Here is a 15,995-nt window from a genome sequence, read left to right as displayed (position 1 = left end):
CGGCCCTCATGGCGAGCCTAGCCGTTTGCCCGGCGCTTTGCTGTGGAAGAAAGAACAGAGGATCTTCGATTCCGCTGGGCAGGTGCACAAACCAGACTGGCGATGGCCCTGCGAAGGGCCGAGTCGGGCGCGCATTCCAGCAGCAGCGAGCCGGCCAGAAGCGCGGCATCGCACGCCGCCGGGTCGGACGGGAGGAACGCTTCCAGGGGAACGGCCGGCCCGTAGCGCGCCCAGGCGTCGCGCAACTGGCGTTCCGGTGAACGCCCGACGGCGGCGGCCCTCACCTTGTTCAGGACCACCCGCGGTGTTGCCTGCGGGACGGCGGCGTTCAACTCGGCCAGCCCTCGCACCAGACGCGGCACCCCGACCGGGTCGGCGGAGCCGACGGCATACACTGTGTCCGCAAGTTCCAGGCTGCGGAGCGTTGCGGCGTTCCGGCGCGGCGCCATCGAGTCGAAGCTGAGCTCCTCGTCCGCCTCGAGGCAGAACCCGGCGTCGATCACCGTGACCTCGGCGGTTTCCCGGGCCCGCTGATAGACCAGCGAGAGGGCCGCGGCGCGCAGTTCGGTCCAACGGTCGGCCCGGGTGATGCCGGTCAGGACCCGGAAGGATCCGGCACGGGTGGCCACCGGGGCGGCCATCCGGAGTAAAGCCGCTCCGTCCAGCACGCCCTGGTCAGCCAGCCGGCAGGCCTGCGCAAGTCCGGCCGCCTCGTCCAGCAGTCCCAGCACCGCGGCCACGCTGGCGCCGTAGCTGTCGGCGTCGACCAGCAGGACCGATTTGCCCTCTGCCGCCAGCTCACCGGCGATATTGGCTGCCACCAGGGTCCGGCCGGGCGAGCCGGCCGGGCCCCAGATGGCGATGATCCGCCCGGAGCCCGTCGCCAAGGCCCCGGCATCTGCCGACTCCCCGGCGTCGGGAGAGCCGTCGGGGGAGAGCTCCCGGGCGGGGTCCTGGGTGCGGTTTTGTGTCCGGAACGCCGCGGAATGGTCCGCAAAAGCACTCCCGGCCTTCTCCTGCCCGGCCCCTCCGAGCTGGGCCACGGCGCCGGCGATCAGGGCGGCGAGCGCTGCGGCCTCCACCCCGGGGACCTCAGCGGTCACGCCGATCCCCGTCAGTCTGGCGGCTTCCTCCGGGCTGTCGGTCAGTGCCACCACGGCGACACCGACGGCGGACAGCCGGTCCACCAGTGAGGCGGTCAGCTCCGCACTGCCCTCGGCGACGACGGCCGCCCGGGCAAGCCCGGTCTGGCACGCGGCCAGGAGTTCGGCCAGTTCACCGCAGCGCCGGACCACGGACACCGGACCATGCAGTCGTTCCAGTCCGCCGACCAGGTCGTCGCGGGTACTGCCCACCGTCACCACTGGGATTCCCATCAGGGCGTTCCGCCCGGATTCCAGACGACGGAGATCTTCGCTTTGTTGGCTTGCGCCCCCAGTAGTTTCGGCATCTGCCCGTCCGGGACGAGGACCATCACGACGGTAGAGCGTTGTGATCCCAGTGCGGTAGATCCCGGCGTGAGTTGCGCGATCTCGGCGCCCTTGAGCAGCAGGGTGGGCTCACTGAAGCCGTTGCGGGTGTCCGGCTGCGCGACCCAGATATCCACCCGGGACCCTGCCACTGCCTGCGGCGGCAGGGTCTCCTCGATCGTGACGGCCACCGGTTTGCGGTCCAATGCGTCCATCTGGCCGAGGCTTTCGCGCGGGACGAGCTGGTCCTTGCCGATGCGTTGGACGGCGACCAGTCCGGCCGCCAGGCCTGCCTCCGGCGTCAGGTAGTGCTGCTCAACGTCGCCAAGCCGGACTTTGACCCGGTGCAGCTTGTCCGTGGTCAGCATTTCCCCGACGGCGATCGGCCCGCTGGCCGCATAGGCCTCGGTGGTCTGGTCCGCCGCGGCGACGAGCGAGACGACGCCCACGACGGAAGCCAGTACGAGCAGGACGCCCACAAGCAGCCGCGGATCCTTCCAGGAAGGTTTCTTCAACCGGGCGCCGCCGGCCACCGTGCTCACAGTCATGCGTCCTGCTCCCCCTGTAGTCGCGGCACCGGCTGCGGGCGCCGGACACCCCTATTCTCACGAATTGGCGGCGCCGCGGGAAGGACCTGAAGCAAACAACATCAATCTGGGGATAACCGGCCCAAACGTCGCCAGCAATGGCAAAATGGTGTCATGCCCCGATTCCTGACCCTCGCGGACGTTGCCGAGCAGCTCCAGATCAACTCGCCTGCCGCCTACGCCCTGGTCCGGAGTGGCCAACTCAAGGCCATCCAAGTGGGCGGGCGGGGGCAGTGGCGCGTGGAGGAGACCATGCTCGAGCAGTACATCCAGGACCGCTACGCTGAGGCAGGGCGCATGATCAATGAGGCCAAAGCCAAGGGTCGCTAAAACACTAGCCTTCGGCGCCGCGGACTGATCTTAACGCGACCAGAGCCCCGAAGGGGATGGTGGCCACCCCGCTGACATTGGACGGTCGGCGTTCCTCACCCGGCCGGGTGACGGCCAGGTCCAGAAAGTCGCGGCCCACCCTGTCGATCACACCGTGCAGCACGGCTTCTTCCGCCGCTCCCCGCCACACCATCACGGCGAGGCTGGCTCGGTCCCGGGCCAACCCGCGCAAGGCACTGGCCAGTCCGAGCCGCTGCCGCACCGACGGCCCTGCTCCCACCGCCAACCTGGAGAGTCCCCCGTAGCGAACGGCGGAGGCGTAAGGGATCAGCACCTGGTGCCGCTCCTCATCGAGGACCAGCCACTGGCTGCCGGCGTGACTCAGGGTTCCTTCGTATATCGTCCCGGAACCGAGATGGACGCCGACCCGGAGCCCCACCGAACCGCGCAGCCGGTCTGCCAGCTCCACCGCGGCGGCATCCATGCGCGCCCGCTCGTCGATTTCGACGTCCAGGTCCAGGCGCTCGCCGGCGGCAAGTTGCGCCTCCAGGTCTGCAAACAGGGCGTCCCAGCGCATGGCGCCAGCGTAGGCGCGGCCCCGGGTGACGGTCAATCCACATTCTTGCCGCTTCCTCTAGACAAACCGAGCCCGACGGGATGAAACTTCTTCTAAACACATCAAATAACATCAAACAGCACCAAAGGAGGCAGTTGTGGCACTCAAGGAATCCTTCGGGACCGGGACGCGACGCGGGCTGGGCGCGGACGCGGCCATGTCGGCCGTCATTCTGCTGCTGGGCGCGTTCCTGGCCCTGTCGGGAGCCCAGCTCGCGCAGCGACTGAATTCCTCGACGGCGAGGCGCCAGTCACTCTCCTTTGAAGACCACATTGGCGTGGCGGCCAACACCACCGGACTGATCGTCGTCGTCTGGTGGGCGCTTTCCTTTTTGATTGCCATCGTCGCCGCGCTGCTCGAACGCAGCGGCAGCCGCCGGGCCGCCGCCGCAGCGGGGAAGTTCAGCCCGGCGTTCATGCGCCGGCTGGCACTGGCCGCCGTCGGGCTTCAGCTCGCCACGGCCCCACTGGCCCACGCGGTGCCCGGTCCGGCCGGTCCGGGCACGCCTCCCCCACCAGCTGTGGCCGCGGCCTGGGTCCCCACGGGCGGCGCCCTGGGCGGGAGCCTTTCGTCAACGGTTCCTGCACCGGTGACGGTTCCTGCACCGGAACCCGCCTACCCCATGCCGGACCCCACGCCCGGATCCCCGAGCCTTGGCCCGGATCCGCATTGGACCCCGGCGCCGCCGCCGGTGGATCCACGTACCCTCGCAGCCCGTCCGCTGCGGACCCAGGAGCCGCCGGGCACGGCCGAGGTGACTGTCCGGGCGGGGGATTCGCTGTGGAGCATCTGTGCGGCGGAGCTGGGACCTTTGGCGTCCGACGTCGATATCGCTGTGGCGTGGCCGCGGCTCTACCAAGCCAACCGCGACGTCATTGGCGGCGATCCCGGACTGCTGCTGCCCGGGCAGGTCCTCAGGGTGCCGGTCGTTCCGTAGCCACAACACTCCAACATAACAATTCGCAAACCCACGAGAGCAAAGGAAGCCCGATGAGTCCCATTGCCAGTATCCGCGCAGGAGCAGCTGTCCCGCGGCCGCCCACATCGGCCGATCGCCGCACAGTTCCCTTTCCGTCCGCGTCCGGCGGATCGGTCCCCCGCCTGCGGCTCGTGGACCAGGACCGCGAGGTGTGTGCCATTTCCCGGTCAACCGTGCAGGCGGCCATCGAAGTCCTCGCCGGCACCCGACCCGCCCAGCAGCTCGCCCGCCGGCTTGACGGTCGCTGCCTGGCGGCACTGCAGCACCGGGCCGCGCTGACACGGCGCGTCGCCTCCGGCACCTCGCCGACGGCGGGCCGGCTCCACCGGAATCCGGCGGTCCGGTCGGTCCGCGCCAGCCGGGTTTCCGAGGACGTCTACGAGGCCAGCGCCGTGGTATCGGACGAACTCCGCGTCCGAGCCGTCGCGCTGCGGCTGGAGCGCAGCAGGCTGGTCTGGCGCGTCACCGTGCTCGAGATCGGCTGAGAGTCCAGGCCGAAAACCGGAAAGGAGGGTGGCGTTAACGGAGCAGGGCCGGAACTTTTGTTCCGGCCCTGCTCCGTGCCTGCCTGCCTGCTCCGTGCCTGCCTGCCTTCCCCGTCCATGCCCCGTTCGTGCCTCGGGCGGGCGGCCTAGCGGCGCTTCTTCTTGCTGGCGCGGCGCGGCGGCTCCTGCGCCGCGGCTTTCGCCGGGTTGCCGGAGCGCCCGGAAGACCTGGCCTCCTCCACCCGGGTCTTGGCCGCCCCGTCCTCGCCGGGAGCCGTGTACTGCAGCTGGGCTGGTTTCTCGGGCGCCTCCAGGCCGGCAGCATGGATCTGCGGCTCCTGGTGTTCCGTGTGCTGGCCCTCGGCGTCGGCCACCACGACGTCCTGCGCCGGGGTCACCTCAACTTCCAGATTGAACAGGAAGCCGACGCTCTCCTCGCGGATCGCCTCCATCATGGCCTGGAACATGATGAATCCCTCGCGCTGGTACTCCACCAGCGGATCGCGCTGGGCCATCGCGCGCAGGCCGATGCCTTCCTTCAGGTAGTCCATCTCGTACAGGTGTTCCTGCCACTTGCGGCCGATCACGGAGAGGACCACGCGGCGTTCGAGCTCACGCATGCTTTCGGAGCCGATCAGCTCCTCGCGGGCCTGGTAGACCAGCCGGGCATCCGAAAGGATTTCTTCCTTGAGGAACTCGACGGTGATCCGGGATTTGCCGCCCGCTTCGTCGATCACGTCGCGCGGCGAGAAGCTCACCGGGTACAGGGTCTTCAGGTTGGACCAGAGCAGGTTGAAGTCCCAGTCGTCGCCGGTCCCCTCGTCCGTCGCCTCATCGATGAACGCGGTGATCGTGTCCTCGAGGAAATACTGGACCTTTTCGTGCAGGTCGTCTCCTTCGAGAATGCGGCGGCGGTCGCCGTAGATGGCCTCACGCTGGCGGTTCAGGACGTCGTCGTACTTGAGGACGTTCTTGCGCTGTTCGGCGTTGCGGCCCTCCACCTGGCCCTGGGCGGAGGCGATGGCTCGGGAGACGAGCTTCGATTCCAGCGCCACGTCGTCCGGGACCGAGCTGTTCATGAGCCGCTCTGCCGCGCCGGAGTTAAACAGGCGCATCAGGTCATCGGTCAGCGACAGGTAGAAGCGGGACTCGCCCGGGTCGCCCTGGCGCCCGGACCGGCCGCGCAGCTGGTTGTCGATGCGGCGGGACTCGTGCCGCTCGGTGCCGAGCACGTAGAGTCCGCCAAGGTTCAGGACTTCCTCATGCTCGTCCTTGACCGACTGCTTGGCCGCTTCGAAAGCGGCCGGCCAGGCGGCCTCGTATTCCTCGGAGTTCTCCTCCGGGTCCAGGCCGCGTTGGGCGAGTTCGGCGACGGCGGTGAATTCCGCATTGCCGCCCAGCATGATGTCAGTGCCGCGGCCGGCCATGTTGGTTGCCACCGTCACGGCTGCCTTCCGGCCGGCCTGCGCCACAATGGACGCTTCACGGGCGTGGTTCTTGGCGTTCAGCACCTCGTGCCGGACGCCGTCCTTAGCCAGCAGCCTCGACAGGTATTCGCTCTTTTCGACGCTGGTGGTGCCGACCAGGACGGGCTGGCCCTTTTCGTGCCGCTCGGCGATGTCCTTGACGACGGCGTCGAACTTGACCTCCTCGTTCTTGTAAACGAGGTCCGACTGGTCGGCACGCTGCATATCCCGGTTAGTGGGGATCGCAACGACCCCAAGCTTGTAGGTGCTCATGAACTCGGCGGCTTCGGTTTCAGCGGTGCCGGTCATGCCCGCCAGCTTGTCGTACATGCGGAAGTAGTTCTGCAGCGTGACCGTGGCCAGGGTCTGGTTCTCGGCCTTGATCTCGACGCCTTCTTTGGCTTCGATGGCCTGGTGCATGCCCTCGTTGTAGCGCCGGCCGGCGAGGATACGGCCGGTGTGCTCGTCGACGATCAGCACTTCGCCGTCGAGGATGACGTAGTCCTTGTCCCGTTTGAACAGTTCTTTCGCCTTGATGGCGTTATTGAGGAAGCCGATCAGCGGGGTGTTCGCGGATTCGTAGAGATTGTGGATGCCCAGGTAGTCCTCGACCTTTTCGATGCCGGCCTCGAGGACGCCGACGGTGCGCTTCTTCTCATCGACCTCGTAGTCGGTGTCCGGCTGCAACCGCAGAACGACCTTCGCGAATTCGCTGTACCAGCGGTTGGTGTCGCCCTGCGCCGGGCCGGAAATGATCAGCGGGGTACGGGCTTCATCGATGAGGATGGAGTCCACTTCGTCGACGATGGCGAAGTTGTGTCCGCGCTGGACCAGTTCGGACTGGTCCCATGCCATGTTGTCGCGCAGGTAGTCGAAGCCGAATTCGTTGTTGGTGCCGTAGGTGATGTCCGAGGCGTACTGCTCGCGGCGGACCGCGGGGTCCTGGTTGGAGAGGATGCAGCCGCTGGTCAGTCCGAGGAACCGGTAGACGCGGCCCATCAGGTCCGACTGGTACTCGGCGAGGTAGTCGTTCACGGTGATGACGTGCACGCCGTTGCCGGCGAGGGCGTTGAGGTAGGCCGGAGCGGTGGCCACCAGGGTCTTGCCTTCACCGGTCTTCATTTCGGCGATGTTGCCTAGGTGCAGGGCCGCGCCGCCCATCAGCTGGACGTCGAAGTGGCGCATCCCGAGGGTACGCGAGGAGGCCTCGCGTACGGCCGCGAAGGCCTCGGGGAGCAGGTCGTCGAGCTTCTCCCCGTCTCCATGGCGGGCACGCAGCCGGTCAGTCTCTTCGCGCAATTCGGCATCGGTGAAGGTCGTGAAGGAGCTTTCCAGGGCATTGATGGAATCGGCATAGTTCCGCAGTTGCCGCAGGGTCTTCTTGTCGCCCGTGCGGAGAAGTTTTTCGATAAGTGATGCCACGTGAAATTGCTCCCAGTCTCAAGCTGCCGAATTCCGGCGTTTTTAGTCTACGGGAGAGACGCAGGGCGGGACGCGCCTGTTCCCTCAGAGCGGATGGAGGCCGGCGACGGCCCGCGCGAGCGCCGGTGCCAGGCCCCCCACGGGGGCTACCACGATCCGGTCCAGCTCCAACCACTCTGCCATGAGCTGCAGTTCTTCGGCGAGTTCGACGGCGGTGTCGGCCGGCGCGCCGGGCTCGGCGTGGCTGGCCCGGGCGATCAGGCTGCCCGCCGCACGGTCCGCTTTAAGGTCCACGCGGGCCACGATCCCGTCGCGCAGCAGGAAGGGCAGGACGTAGTAGCCGTAGCGGCGTTTGGCCTCGGGTGTGTAGATCTCGATCCGGTAGTGGAACCCGAACAGCTCCTCCAGCCGGCGGCGTTCGAAGACCAGGGAATCGAAAGGGCTTAGCAGCGCGCGGCCGCGGGCGGCGCGCGGCAGGCCGGCGTCGGCGTGCCGGTACAGCGGCCGGTTCCAGCCGGCCACCGTCACCGGCTCCAGCCGCCCGGCGTCGACGAGTTGCTCCACCGCGACGGCGGCGGCGCGCAGCGGGGTCCGGAAATAATCCGCGAAGCACCGCAGGGTGCCGATTCCGTGCGCCTGGGCCGCAGCGTCGATCAGCCGGACCAGCGCGGCCGCGGCGTCCGCTCCCCGGCCGTCGTCGGGCTCCGCCTGCCAGAGCTCCGTGGGGCCGCCCTGTGTCCTGGGTGCGAGGACCTTCGCCGTCAGCGTATAGCGGCGTTCAAAGGAATCGGTCCGGGACGCTGCCGAGACAAGACCCTGCTCGAAGAGGTGCTCCAAGACCCGCTTGACAGCGTTCCAGTTCCAGCCCCAATTGTCCCTGGGCCGGTCCTCGACGTGACCCAGCCGGGCCGTGAGTTCGGCGGCGGTTAGCGGATGTCCCGCCGCCAGGGCTGCCAGCACGCGCTGCGCCACCTCGATGCGCAGCTCCGGATCCATGGCACGGGCTCCGACCCATTGGCGCTTTTGCCAAAGTACGAGGTCCGGGAAGTGGTCCGGCCGGATGAAACTCGCTTCGTGCGCCCAGTACTCCATCATCCGGCGCGGGTGCGTCCCCGCCATGCGGTGCAGGATGGAGCGGTCATAGTTGCCGAGCCTGGAGAAGAAGGGCAGGAAGTGGCTCCGCGCCAGCACGTTGACGGAATCGATCTGGACCAGGTGCAGACGGGCAAAGGTCCGGCCCACCGCCCGTGCGCTCACGGGTGCGGTGGACCGGACCTTATCCAATCCCTGGGCTGACAGTGCGATCCGCCGCGCCTGATTGAGGCTCAGCGATGCGGGCATGTCATTCCCTTCCTCGGATGGCCGCCGGCTCAGGTGCGGGCGGGTTCATCCTCGGAACGATAGGCGATGACCTTCTCTTCCAGCGCCGCCTCGCCCGGTTCGCAGGTCTGGTCCAGGCTGATCACACCGTACGTCCATCCTTCGCGGCGGTAGACCACCGACGGCGCCTTCGTGTCCTTGTCAACGAACAGGTAGAAGTCATGGCCCACGAGTTCCATGTTGTCGACGGCGTCATCGAGTGTGAGGGACGCCGCCGGAAAAACCTTCCGTCGGATCAACACCGGCGAATCGCCGGCCGGAATGTCGTTCTCCACCTCGTAGGCGGATTTCTCGGCCGGCCGGGGCTCCGGCTGACGGCTCGCTTCTTCGTAGAGCGGCTCGCTGGCGCTGGCGGGTTCAAGGGCCGCCGTCGCCTCGGTGACGGACTTCGGCGTGTGCCGCCCGTGATGGACCTTCTTGCGGTCCTTGGCACGGCGCAGCCGCTCAAGAAGCTTGTTGTAGGCCAGATCAAAAGCGGCAAATTTGTCGGCGGCGCTGGCTTCGGCGCGGATCACGGGGCCGCGCCCCAGGACGGTCAACTCAACGGTGAGCATCTCCGCAGTCTGCCGGGCCTTCGTCTCCTTGGAAACCTTTGCGTCCACTCTCTGGACCTTGTCCCCCAGGGATGCGATCTTTGAGATCTTTTCGTCGGCGTATTCGCGGAAGCGGTCCGAAACCGTCAAATTACGACCGCTGATCATGAACTCCATGGTGCCCTCCAAATGACTTCGGTGACACGACAGCGACGCGTCCGGGGGCTGATCTGACTGACAGTCGAGCCCCTTTCCGAGCCGCTATCGACAGGTACATCTGTTCTTGGTACCCATCTTCGACGTTAGTTCATAGCCTCCTGTTATTCATCCTTTTTTGGTTTATTTTTTTCCATTTCGCCGAGGCTCCGTGCCAGCCCGGGGATCGCCGCGGCAAAGTCGTGCTCGGCGGGCGGGCGTGTCGCCGCGAGCACCACTGCGCCGCGGACCATCCCTCCCGCGGCACTCACCGCGCGCGCCGCTTCGGCCAGTGTGGCGCCTGTGGTGAGCACATCGTCCACGACGATGCAGGCCCTCCCGGTCAGCGCCGGAGTTCGAATTCCGCCCTTGACGCGCATGGAGCCGCGCACCCGCCGTGCCCTGGCAGCGCGCCCCAGACCCTTTTGTCCGCCGGGCCAGCCCGGCCAGCCAGGCCAGCCTGCCGGCGTCCGGGGACGGACCGGCCAGCCTGCCACCGTCCTGGAACGGCCCGGGGCATCAATCGGCGCGGGCCGTATTTTGCGGAGCACGTCGGCGACGGCGGCTCCCGTCAGGGCCGGGCTGCGCCGGGCACGTGCGAGCAGCAAGTGGACCGGGCTGAAGCCGCGGCGCCGAAAGGCGGTCCCGCTGGTGGGGACGGGGACCAGCAGGATCCCCTCCGCCGGACCCGCGGCGGCGCCGACGGCCCGGGCGAGCGCCTTGGCCAGTTCCCCGGCCAATTGCCGCTGGCCGTGTCTCTTGAAGGAGAGCAGCGCTTGGGCAAGCTCGCCCCGGTAGACCCCGGCGGCCACGACCGGAAGCAGGACGGAGCCGTCCATGTCCACCAGGGCCGGGGCCCTCCCCTCGGCCCGGAACGGCCGGCGGGTCAGCAGCCGGACCTTGTGGGCACAGGCGGCACACAGGGTCCGATCCTCCGCACCGCAACCCACGCACTCCACCGGCACCGCCAGTGCCAGCACCTCTCCCGCAGCGGCTGCCGTCCGCTCCGCGGCCCGCGCCAGCCAGTCGCCGTAGTCCCCACGGTGTTTGGCGGGCGGCAGCGGTGGAGCCAGGTCCGGGTCAAGGACCCGGTCTTCCGTTGGGTCACGGAGGTTTGGGGCACGGAGGTTGGGGGCACGGAGGTTTGGGGCACGGTCCAGGCGCAGGTTCATCGTTCAAGACTGGGCGCCCCGGCCGCGGCGCGGAAGCCTGGCCTGCCGCTATGTGGACAGCAGTGCCCGGCAGCCGGGTGAACAGGCCCGCAGGTCAGCCCGGGAAAGCCGGGTCGATGGCGCCCTTGACCTGCTGCGACCAGCCGTTCCCGAGGCGCTGGAAGATGCCGTCGCTGGACTGGCCGAAGATCTCGGCCGGTCCGTTGCCAGCGCTGAGCCGGGTAAGCCCCGCCCACGGCGCCAGCTGCTGCGGCGCCGAGGACGTCAGGGACAGCAGTTCGGGGGTGACGTTCCCGTTCGCGGACCCCTTCATCACGGCGACGGTGGTGTCGTTGACCCAGACGCCCTGGTCCGGATCAGTAGCCGCCAGGAGGGTGACCGGGGCGGTGAGATCCCGCGGGGTGCCGTCGCCGTTGCGGATGATGCCCGTGACCTGGACCCGGGTCTTCCCGTTCAGCTCCGAGATGACCAGAGCCCTGGTGCCTTCGCGCGAGATCCGGAACTCCGTGACGTGGCGCCCGGCGAGCCACGACGGGGTCAACCTTACGGCGGGCACGGTGGCACCCTCGGCGACCCCGGTCGGCCGGTAGGCCAGGACCTCGGTAGACCCGCTTCCGCCCGGACCGGCGGCCCAAACCCAGTCGTAGCGCCCGAAAGACGGCCCGGACAGGCCGGTCCTTGTGGTGAGGGCACGCGCTGGCTGGCCCGGGACGATCGAGTACAGCGTGCTGCGGTCGGCACTGAGGAAGGCCGCGGCCTGGGACACCGGGGATTCGGCCGGCAGGCGCGGTGCCAGCGCGCTCACTGACGCGATGCCCGGCAGCGGGCCGAGCTTGTTGTTCTCATAGCGGACCAGATCGTTGTTGCTGACCGCAATCTGGTGCGCCGGGACTTCCTTGTCCCGCACCGGCGGGAGCACCGATCCGTTGTCCTCGACCCGCACCAGGTCCTGGTTGGCCCGCAGTTCCACGTTGATCACGTCGGGCTGGCTGCGGAAGGTCAACGCCAGCTGGGTCTGCATCCGAAGCCGGTCCTCGTTGGACGCGTCCACCAGGTCCTTGGCCGACAGGTCCACCTGTGCGGCGCCGGAGACGACGGGAACCGACTCGCGGGCCAGCTTCATGCCGGAGGGGAAGGCGCTGACGACGGCGCCCTTCAGGTAGGGTGCGGGGCCGCCGAGCAGGGCGCTGGTCATGGACTTGACGGTCTTCTTCTTGATGAACCAGCGCATGTCAGGTACCGCGTAGCTGAACGTGGGGTCGTAGAAGTAGATGGGATAGGCGCCGTAGATGACCTTGAACGTCTCCTCGGGGATGGCCGTGCCATCCGGGATATCCGCAATCCTCCACTCGCCGTCGACCTTGGTCAGCGTCGCGGGGATGCTCTCCTTGGAGCCTTCCGGCAGTTGCGTGGCGATGCCGTCGGCGTCGACCGAGTACGCCAGGTCCAGTTCGTAATTGAAGACGTTTTCGACGGCGGTGGCCACCACGCGGGCGGAGCGGAAGACCAGCACCCGCTGGTCCGGCTTCCACTTCACCGAGGACGCCTGGGTGAGGTACTGCCGCGCCACCGCGTAGTCGTCCTCATAGCCGCTGCCAGCGAGGTAGAAATCCTCAATCACCGATTCCGGACCTGCTCCCGCGCGCGGAGCCACCGGAAAGAACACCGGGGCGTTGTTCGGCTTCCCGGCACTTTCATCGTTGCTCTTGCCCACCGGCCCCGAGCGCGGGATCTGCGCACAGGAGGTCAGGAGCAGGAGGACCAGCGCCAGCAGGGCGGCGGCAAGGCTGGTGAGCTTTCGGGCGCCGCTCATGGTCGCTCCTCTGTTCCGTTGGAACCGGCTCGTCCGTTGGAACCAGCTGTTCCGTTGGAGCGGGCGGCCGCCGGGCGGGGTACCATGACGGCCTGGTCCAGCAGCATCAGCTGCTTGCCTGGCCCGACGTCCAGCCCGACGTCGGCAGGCTCCAACTGCAGCGGGGAGAGGGTGATAGTTTCGCCCTGGCGCAGCGGCAACGTGAGACGGAAGTTGGAGCCGCTGCCCTTCGAGCCCCAGGCCTGCAGCCAGCCGTTGTGCAGCTTAGTGTCCTCGGTCGCGATGGACAGGCCCAAGCCGCTGCCGCCCGTGGTGCGGGCCCGGGCCGGGTCGGCACGCCAGAAACGGTCGAACACGCGTGCGGCTTCCGCGGAGGTCATGCCGATGCCGTGGTCCCGCACCGCCACTGCCACAGCGGTGTCGTTTGCGGCGACGGAAATGTTCACCGGCCGCCCTTCGCCATGCTCCAGCGCGTTCAGGACCAGGTTGCGCAGGATCCGGTCGATCCGGCGGTCGTCCATCTCGGCAACGATGCTGCCTGCCGGGGCGTGGAGCGTTACCTCCGAGCCATACTCAGCCGCCACCGGCGCCACGCCCTCCATCACGTGCCCGATGAGCTGGACGATGTCGGTCGGTTCGGCGTCGAGCATGGCGACGCCGGCGTCGAACCGGGAGATTTCCAGCAGGTCCGCCAGCAGGGACTGGAAGCGCTCCACCTGGTGGTAGAGCAGCTCTGCGGACCGTTTGTTGATGGGGTCGAACTCGTCGCGGGCGTCGTACAGCACCTCTGCGGCCATCCTTACCGTGGTGAGCGGCGTCCGGAGTTCATGCGATACATCGGAGACAAAGCGCTGCTGCATCTGGGACAGGGTGGCCAGCTGGGTGATCTGTTCCTGCAGGCTGGCGGCCATGTGGTTGAAGGAGGCGCCGAGCCTGGCCACTTCGTCCTCGCCCTTGACCACCATGCGCTCCTGCAGTTGGCCGGCGGCGAGCTTTTCGGAGACGACGGCGGCGTGGCTGACCGGGCTGACCACGTTGCGGGTGACGTACCAGGCGATGGCGCCGATCATCAGGGCCAGCACGGCTGCACCGGCCAGCAGCACGTTCTGGATCTCATCGAGTGTCTTCTGTGCGGTGTTGAGGTCGTAGATCAGGTACAGCTCGTAGACCGTGCCGTTGAACGTCACCTTGTTGCCGACGGCGATGCCGGGACGGTCTTCTGTCCCCACCGGGAATTGCGTGGAGGCCCAGAACTGGTCCTTGCCGGAGTCCTCCACCGCCTTGCGCAGGTCGGTGGGGATCACACTGATCGTGAGCTGGTCCGAGGCACGTGATTCCACCCAGCGGTTGCGCGGTTTGGTCTGTTCGGGCATTGCCTCGAAGACATAGCGCCGCTGGATCACCGAGCCGCGCCCTTCGACGGCGTTCAGCGTGTCGTAGACCAGGGTGATGACGCTGGATTGATCGGTGACCTGCGCGCCGTCGAAAGTGTCCTGGACCTGCTTGACGTTATAGCGGGTCTCGGACTCCGCCTGCGTCAGCCGCTCCTGGAAGAGGTTGTCGGCGATCTGGTTTGAGAGGTAGGCGCCCACCACTGTGAAGGAGCCGATCGCCAGCATCAGGGTGGTCAGCACGGTCCGGAACTGCAGGGACCGCCGCCAGCGGCGGTGCAGGGCACGCAACAGGTACCGCGCCGCGGGCAGCAGGCGCGACGCTCCGGTGAGGACCAGCCGCACGACCCGGGCATTGACGATCCGGGCACGGCGGGCCCAGATGCGGGCACGGAAGAGCGCGGTCTGAGGATGCGGCGACGGCGCATCGCCGGGCGGGGCGGGTGCCGGCGCGTCGCTCTCCCGGGCGGGTGCCGGGTGGCCTTCCGACGGCTCAGGAACCTGCTTTATAGCCGACACCACGGACCGTCAATACAACTTCAGGGGCTTCGGGATCACGCTCGATCTTCGAGCGCAGTCGCTGGACGTGGACGTTGACCAGCCGGGTGTCCGCCGCGTGCCGGTAACCCCAGACCTGCTCCAGCAGCAGCTCCCGGGTGAAGACCTGCCAGGGTTTCCGGGCCAGGGCGACGAGCAGGTCGAACTCCAGCGGGGTCAACGAAATCCGTTCACTGTCGCGGCTGACGACGTGGCCGGCGACGTCGATCGTGACGTCCGCGATGCGCAGTGTTTCCGGTGCTTTCTGGTCCCCGGGACGCAGCCGCGCCCTGACCCGGGCCACGAGTTCGGCGGGCTTGAAGGGTTTGGGCACGTAGTCGTCGGCTCCTGATTCTAGTCCGCGCACCACATCGGAGGTGTCCGCTTTTGCCGTCAGCATGACGATCGGAACATCCGACTCGGAACGGATCAGGCGGCAGACCTCGATGCCGTCGATGCCCGGCAGCATCAGATCCAGCAGCACCAGATCCGGCTTGGAGGAGCGGAACACCTCGAGGGCCTGCCCGCCATCTGCGCAAAAGACGGGGTCGAAGCCGTCGTTGCGCAGCACAATGCCGATCATCTCGGCCAGCGCCTCGTCGTCGTCCACTACCAAAATCCGTGCCTTCATAGCTATATATTCCCCTATTGAAATGGCTTTGTCGTATTCGGGCCGTTCCCGGCATGGCGTGGCTGTGCCGGGAACGGCCCGGAGCGGTTGACACCGATCCGCTACGGCTGCCGCCTGCGGACGCGTACATTCAGGGGAAGGCCGCAGGACGGCTGTAACCCCAGGAGGATGCATGACCGGCTATGAACCCATCTATCGACTAGGCCTCGGGCCCGGCTTTTCCCGCCTGCAGCCCGAACTGCAGCAGTACTTCTCGCTGGCGCCGGGCTCCGGGCACTACGGCGTGGGTGAAGGCGTCTTCGACGTCGTCGGCTGCCAGCAGCGCTGGCTGCGGCCGCTGCTGAGGCTCGCGACCGGCGAAGAGGCGTTCTTCCCGGAGTACGGCACGGCAATCAGGTTCCGGATCGAGAACCACGCCCACCTGGACCCGTTCGGGCGCTCGAGCCTGACCGCCCGGCGGGAAATCTTCTTCCCGAAGACCACAAGGATCTTCCAGGACACCACCAGCCTGGACTCCTCCGCCGGCACGCCGCGGCTGGTGGACTATGTGGGCCGCTACCGGCGGCTGGTCAGCGACCTGAACCTCAGCGTCACCCCGGAAGGCCGTCTGCGCGGCGTCTCAGAAGCTTCCCGGCTGTTCGTTGGCCCGCTCCGGCTCCCGTTGCCGGCAGCCCTAGACGCCAAAGCCTATGCCGAGCAGTGGTGGGAGCCTGCCGACGGCGCTCCGGGCCGGCACCGGATCCAGGTCAAGGTGATCCAGCCGCAGCTTGGCCTGGTGCTGGTCTACGCCGGGCACTTCGATTACCGGCTGGAGCCTTACCCCGGCGGCACCCTGGCGCCCGGCCACCTTCCCGGCCGGGCCCAACCCGAGCGCTGGGAAGGCCGCGCTTAGGCCCAATGCCGTTTACTTAGCACAGTTGTGTTAATCTCTCGGCATGGCGCGAAGCGGATGGGTGACCCCGGAGGGTCCTGAACGGTTGACTGACCAC

14 protein-coding genes are annotated in these 15,995 nt (G+C 67.7%); 4 read left to right on the top strand and 10 right to left on the bottom strand.

The window, feature by feature from the left end:
* Window positions 1-17 precede the first annotated feature (17 nt).
* Together ABIB14_RS00070 and ABIB14_RS00065 are read right to left on the bottom strand one after the other, a co-directional pair.
* Window positions 18-1,376 (bottom strand): CpaE/TadZ family protein, encoded by a 1,359-nt coding sequence (locus tag ABIB14_RS00070; protein ID WP_354233194.1) that lies wholly within the window; start codon window positions 1,374-1,376, stop codon window positions 18-20.
* Window positions 1,376-2,017, bottom strand: a complete 642-nt coding sequence (locus tag ABIB14_RS00065) for a hypothetical protein (protein ID WP_354233193.1) — start codon at window positions 2,015-2,017, stop codon at window positions 1,376-1,378. Before ABIB14_RS00065 ends, ABIB14_RS00070 begins: the two co-directional genes overlap by 1 nt.
* 153 nt (window positions 2,018-2,170) lie before the next feature.
* Here ABIB14_RS00065 and ABIB14_RS00060 point away from each other — a divergent pair, with 153 nt between their 5' ends.
* Window positions 2,171-2,386: a helix-turn-helix domain-containing protein gene (locus tag ABIB14_RS00060; RefSeq protein WP_354233192.1), complete on the top strand. Its 216-nt coding sequence runs from the start codon at window positions 2,171-2,173 to the stop codon at window positions 2,384-2,386.
* Between the two features lie 4 nt (window positions 2,387-2,390).
* On the opposite strand, the gene ABIB14_RS00055 is transcribed toward ABIB14_RS00060, so the two are convergent.
* Window positions 2,391-2,999 carry a hypothetical protein gene (locus tag ABIB14_RS00055; RefSeq protein WP_354233191.1) on the bottom strand — a complete coding sequence of 203 codons (609 nt, stop codon included), beginning with the start codon at window positions 2,997-2,999 and terminating at the stop codon, window positions 2,391-2,393.
* Window positions 3,000-3,099: 100 nt separating this feature from the next.
* Here ABIB14_RS00055 and ABIB14_RS00050 point away from each other — a divergent pair, with 100 nt between their 5' ends.
* Window positions 3,100-3,939, top strand: coding sequence for a LysM peptidoglycan-binding domain-containing protein (locus ABIB14_RS00050; RefSeq protein ID WP_354233190.1), 840 nt, complete (start codon window positions 3,100-3,102; stop codon window positions 3,937-3,939).
* Window positions 3,940-3,992: 53 nt separating this feature from the next.
* Window positions 3,993-4,466: an Rv3235 family protein gene (locus ABIB14_RS00045; RefSeq protein ID WP_354233189.1), complete on the top strand. Its 474-nt coding sequence runs from the start codon at window positions 3,993-3,995 to the stop codon at window positions 4,464-4,466.
* Between the two features lie 146 nt (window positions 4,467-4,612).
* On the opposite strand, the gene secA is transcribed toward ABIB14_RS00045, so the two are convergent.
* The 7 genes from secA to mtrA form a co-directional block, all read right to left on the bottom strand.
* Complete coding sequence (secA, locus tag ABIB14_RS00040; RefSeq protein WP_354233187.1) at window positions 4,613-7,354, bottom strand: preprotein translocase subunit SecA; 2,742 nt, start codon at window positions 7,352-7,354, stop codon at window positions 4,613-4,615.
* An 84-nt stretch (window positions 7,355-7,438) separates the two neighbouring features.
* On the bottom strand, window positions 7,439-8,695 hold the full coding sequence (locus ABIB14_RS00035) for a winged helix-turn-helix domain-containing protein (protein ID WP_354233185.1): 1,257 nt from the start codon (window positions 8,693-8,695) through the stop codon (window positions 7,439-7,441).
* A 29-nt stretch (window positions 8,696-8,724) separates the two neighbouring features.
* Entirely contained in the window at window positions 8,725-9,444 is a 720-nt protein-coding gene (gene hpf / locus ABIB14_RS00030; RefSeq protein WP_354233183.1) for a ribosome hibernation-promoting factor, HPF/YfiA family, read from the bottom strand.
* A 143-nt stretch (window positions 9,445-9,587) separates the two neighbouring features.
* A complete protein-coding gene (locus ABIB14_RS00025; RefSeq protein ID WP_354233181.1) occupies window positions 9,588-10,634 on the bottom strand; it encodes a ComF family protein in 1,047 nt (348 codons plus the stop codon).
* Between the two features lie 94 nt (window positions 10,635-10,728).
* Window positions 10,729-12,447: an LpqB family beta-propeller domain-containing protein gene (locus ABIB14_RS00020; protein ID WP_354233179.1), complete on the bottom strand. Its 1,719-nt coding sequence runs from the start codon at window positions 12,445-12,447 to the stop codon at window positions 10,729-10,731.
* Window positions 12,444-14,360 carry an MtrAB system histidine kinase MtrB gene (gene mtrB / locus ABIB14_RS00015; protein WP_502909567.1) on the bottom strand — a complete coding sequence of 639 codons (1,917 nt, stop codon included), beginning with the start codon at window positions 14,358-14,360 and terminating at the stop codon, window positions 12,444-12,446. The genes ABIB14_RS00020 and mtrB overlap by 4 nt, the downstream gene beginning before the upstream one ends.
* On the bottom strand, window positions 14,332-15,006 hold the full coding sequence (gene mtrA / locus ABIB14_RS00010; protein WP_354233177.1) for an MtrAB system response regulator MtrA: 675 nt from the start codon (window positions 15,004-15,006) through the stop codon (window positions 14,332-14,334). Before mtrA ends, mtrB begins: the two co-directional genes overlap by 29 nt.
* Before the next feature lie 172 nt (window positions 15,007-15,178).
* On the opposite strand from mtrA, the gene ABIB14_RS00005 reads away from it, so the two are divergent.
* Window positions 15,179-15,898 carry a DUF4166 domain-containing protein gene (locus tag ABIB14_RS00005; RefSeq protein WP_354233175.1) on the top strand — a complete coding sequence of 240 codons (720 nt, stop codon included), beginning with the start codon at window positions 15,179-15,181 and terminating at the stop codon, window positions 15,896-15,898.
* The last annotated feature ends 97 nt before the right edge of the window (window positions 15,899-15,995 follow it).

The sequence above is a fragment of the Arthrobacter sp. UYEF3 genome, from assembly GCF_040546245.1.
Taxonomy (GTDB): domain Bacteria; phylum Actinomycetota; class Actinomycetes; order Actinomycetales; family Micrococcaceae; genus Arthrobacter.
The sequence above is the reverse complement of the archived record's forward strand: the minus strand, read 5'-3'. Positions and strand labels throughout refer to the sequence as shown.

Coding starts and splice junctions, on each gene's coding strand:
- ABIB14_RS00035 (WP_354233185.1), bottom strand. CDS start 8,695: ATGCCCGCATCGCTGAGCCTCAATCAGGCGCGGCGGATCGCACTGTCA.
- ABIB14_RS00065 (WP_354233193.1), bottom strand. CDS start 2,017: ATGACTGTGAGCACGGTGGCCGGCGGCGCCCGGTTGAAGAAACCTTCC.
- ABIB14_RS00045 (WP_354233189.1), top strand. CDS start 3,993: ATGAGTCCCATTGCCAGTATCCGCGCAGGAGCAGCTGTCCCGCGGCCG.
- ABIB14_RS00025 (WP_354233181.1), bottom strand. CDS start 10,634: ATGAACCTGCGCCTGGACCGTGCCCCAAACCTCCGTGCCCCCAACCTC.
- ABIB14_RS00020 (WP_354233179.1), bottom strand. CDS start 12,447: ATGAGCGGCGCCCGAAAGCTCACCAGCCTTGCCGCCGCCCTGCTGGCG.
- ABIB14_RS00005 (WP_354233175.1), top strand. CDS start 15,179: ATGACCGGCTATGAACCCATCTATCGACTAGGCCTCGGGCCCGGCTTT.
- ABIB14_RS00070 (WP_354233194.1), bottom strand. CDS start 1,376: ATGGGAATCCCAGTGGTGACGGTGGGCAGTACCCGCGACGACCTGGTC.
- mtrA (WP_354233177.1), bottom strand. CDS start 15,006: ATGAAGGCACGGATTTTGGTAGTGGACGACGACGAGGCGCTGGCCGAG.
- hpf (WP_354233183.1), bottom strand. CDS start 9,444: ATGGAGTTCATGATCAGCGGTCGTAATTTGACGGTTTCGGACCGCTTC.
- ABIB14_RS00060 (WP_354233192.1), top strand. CDS start 2,171: ATGCCCCGATTCCTGACCCTCGCGGACGTTGCCGAGCAGCTCCAGATC.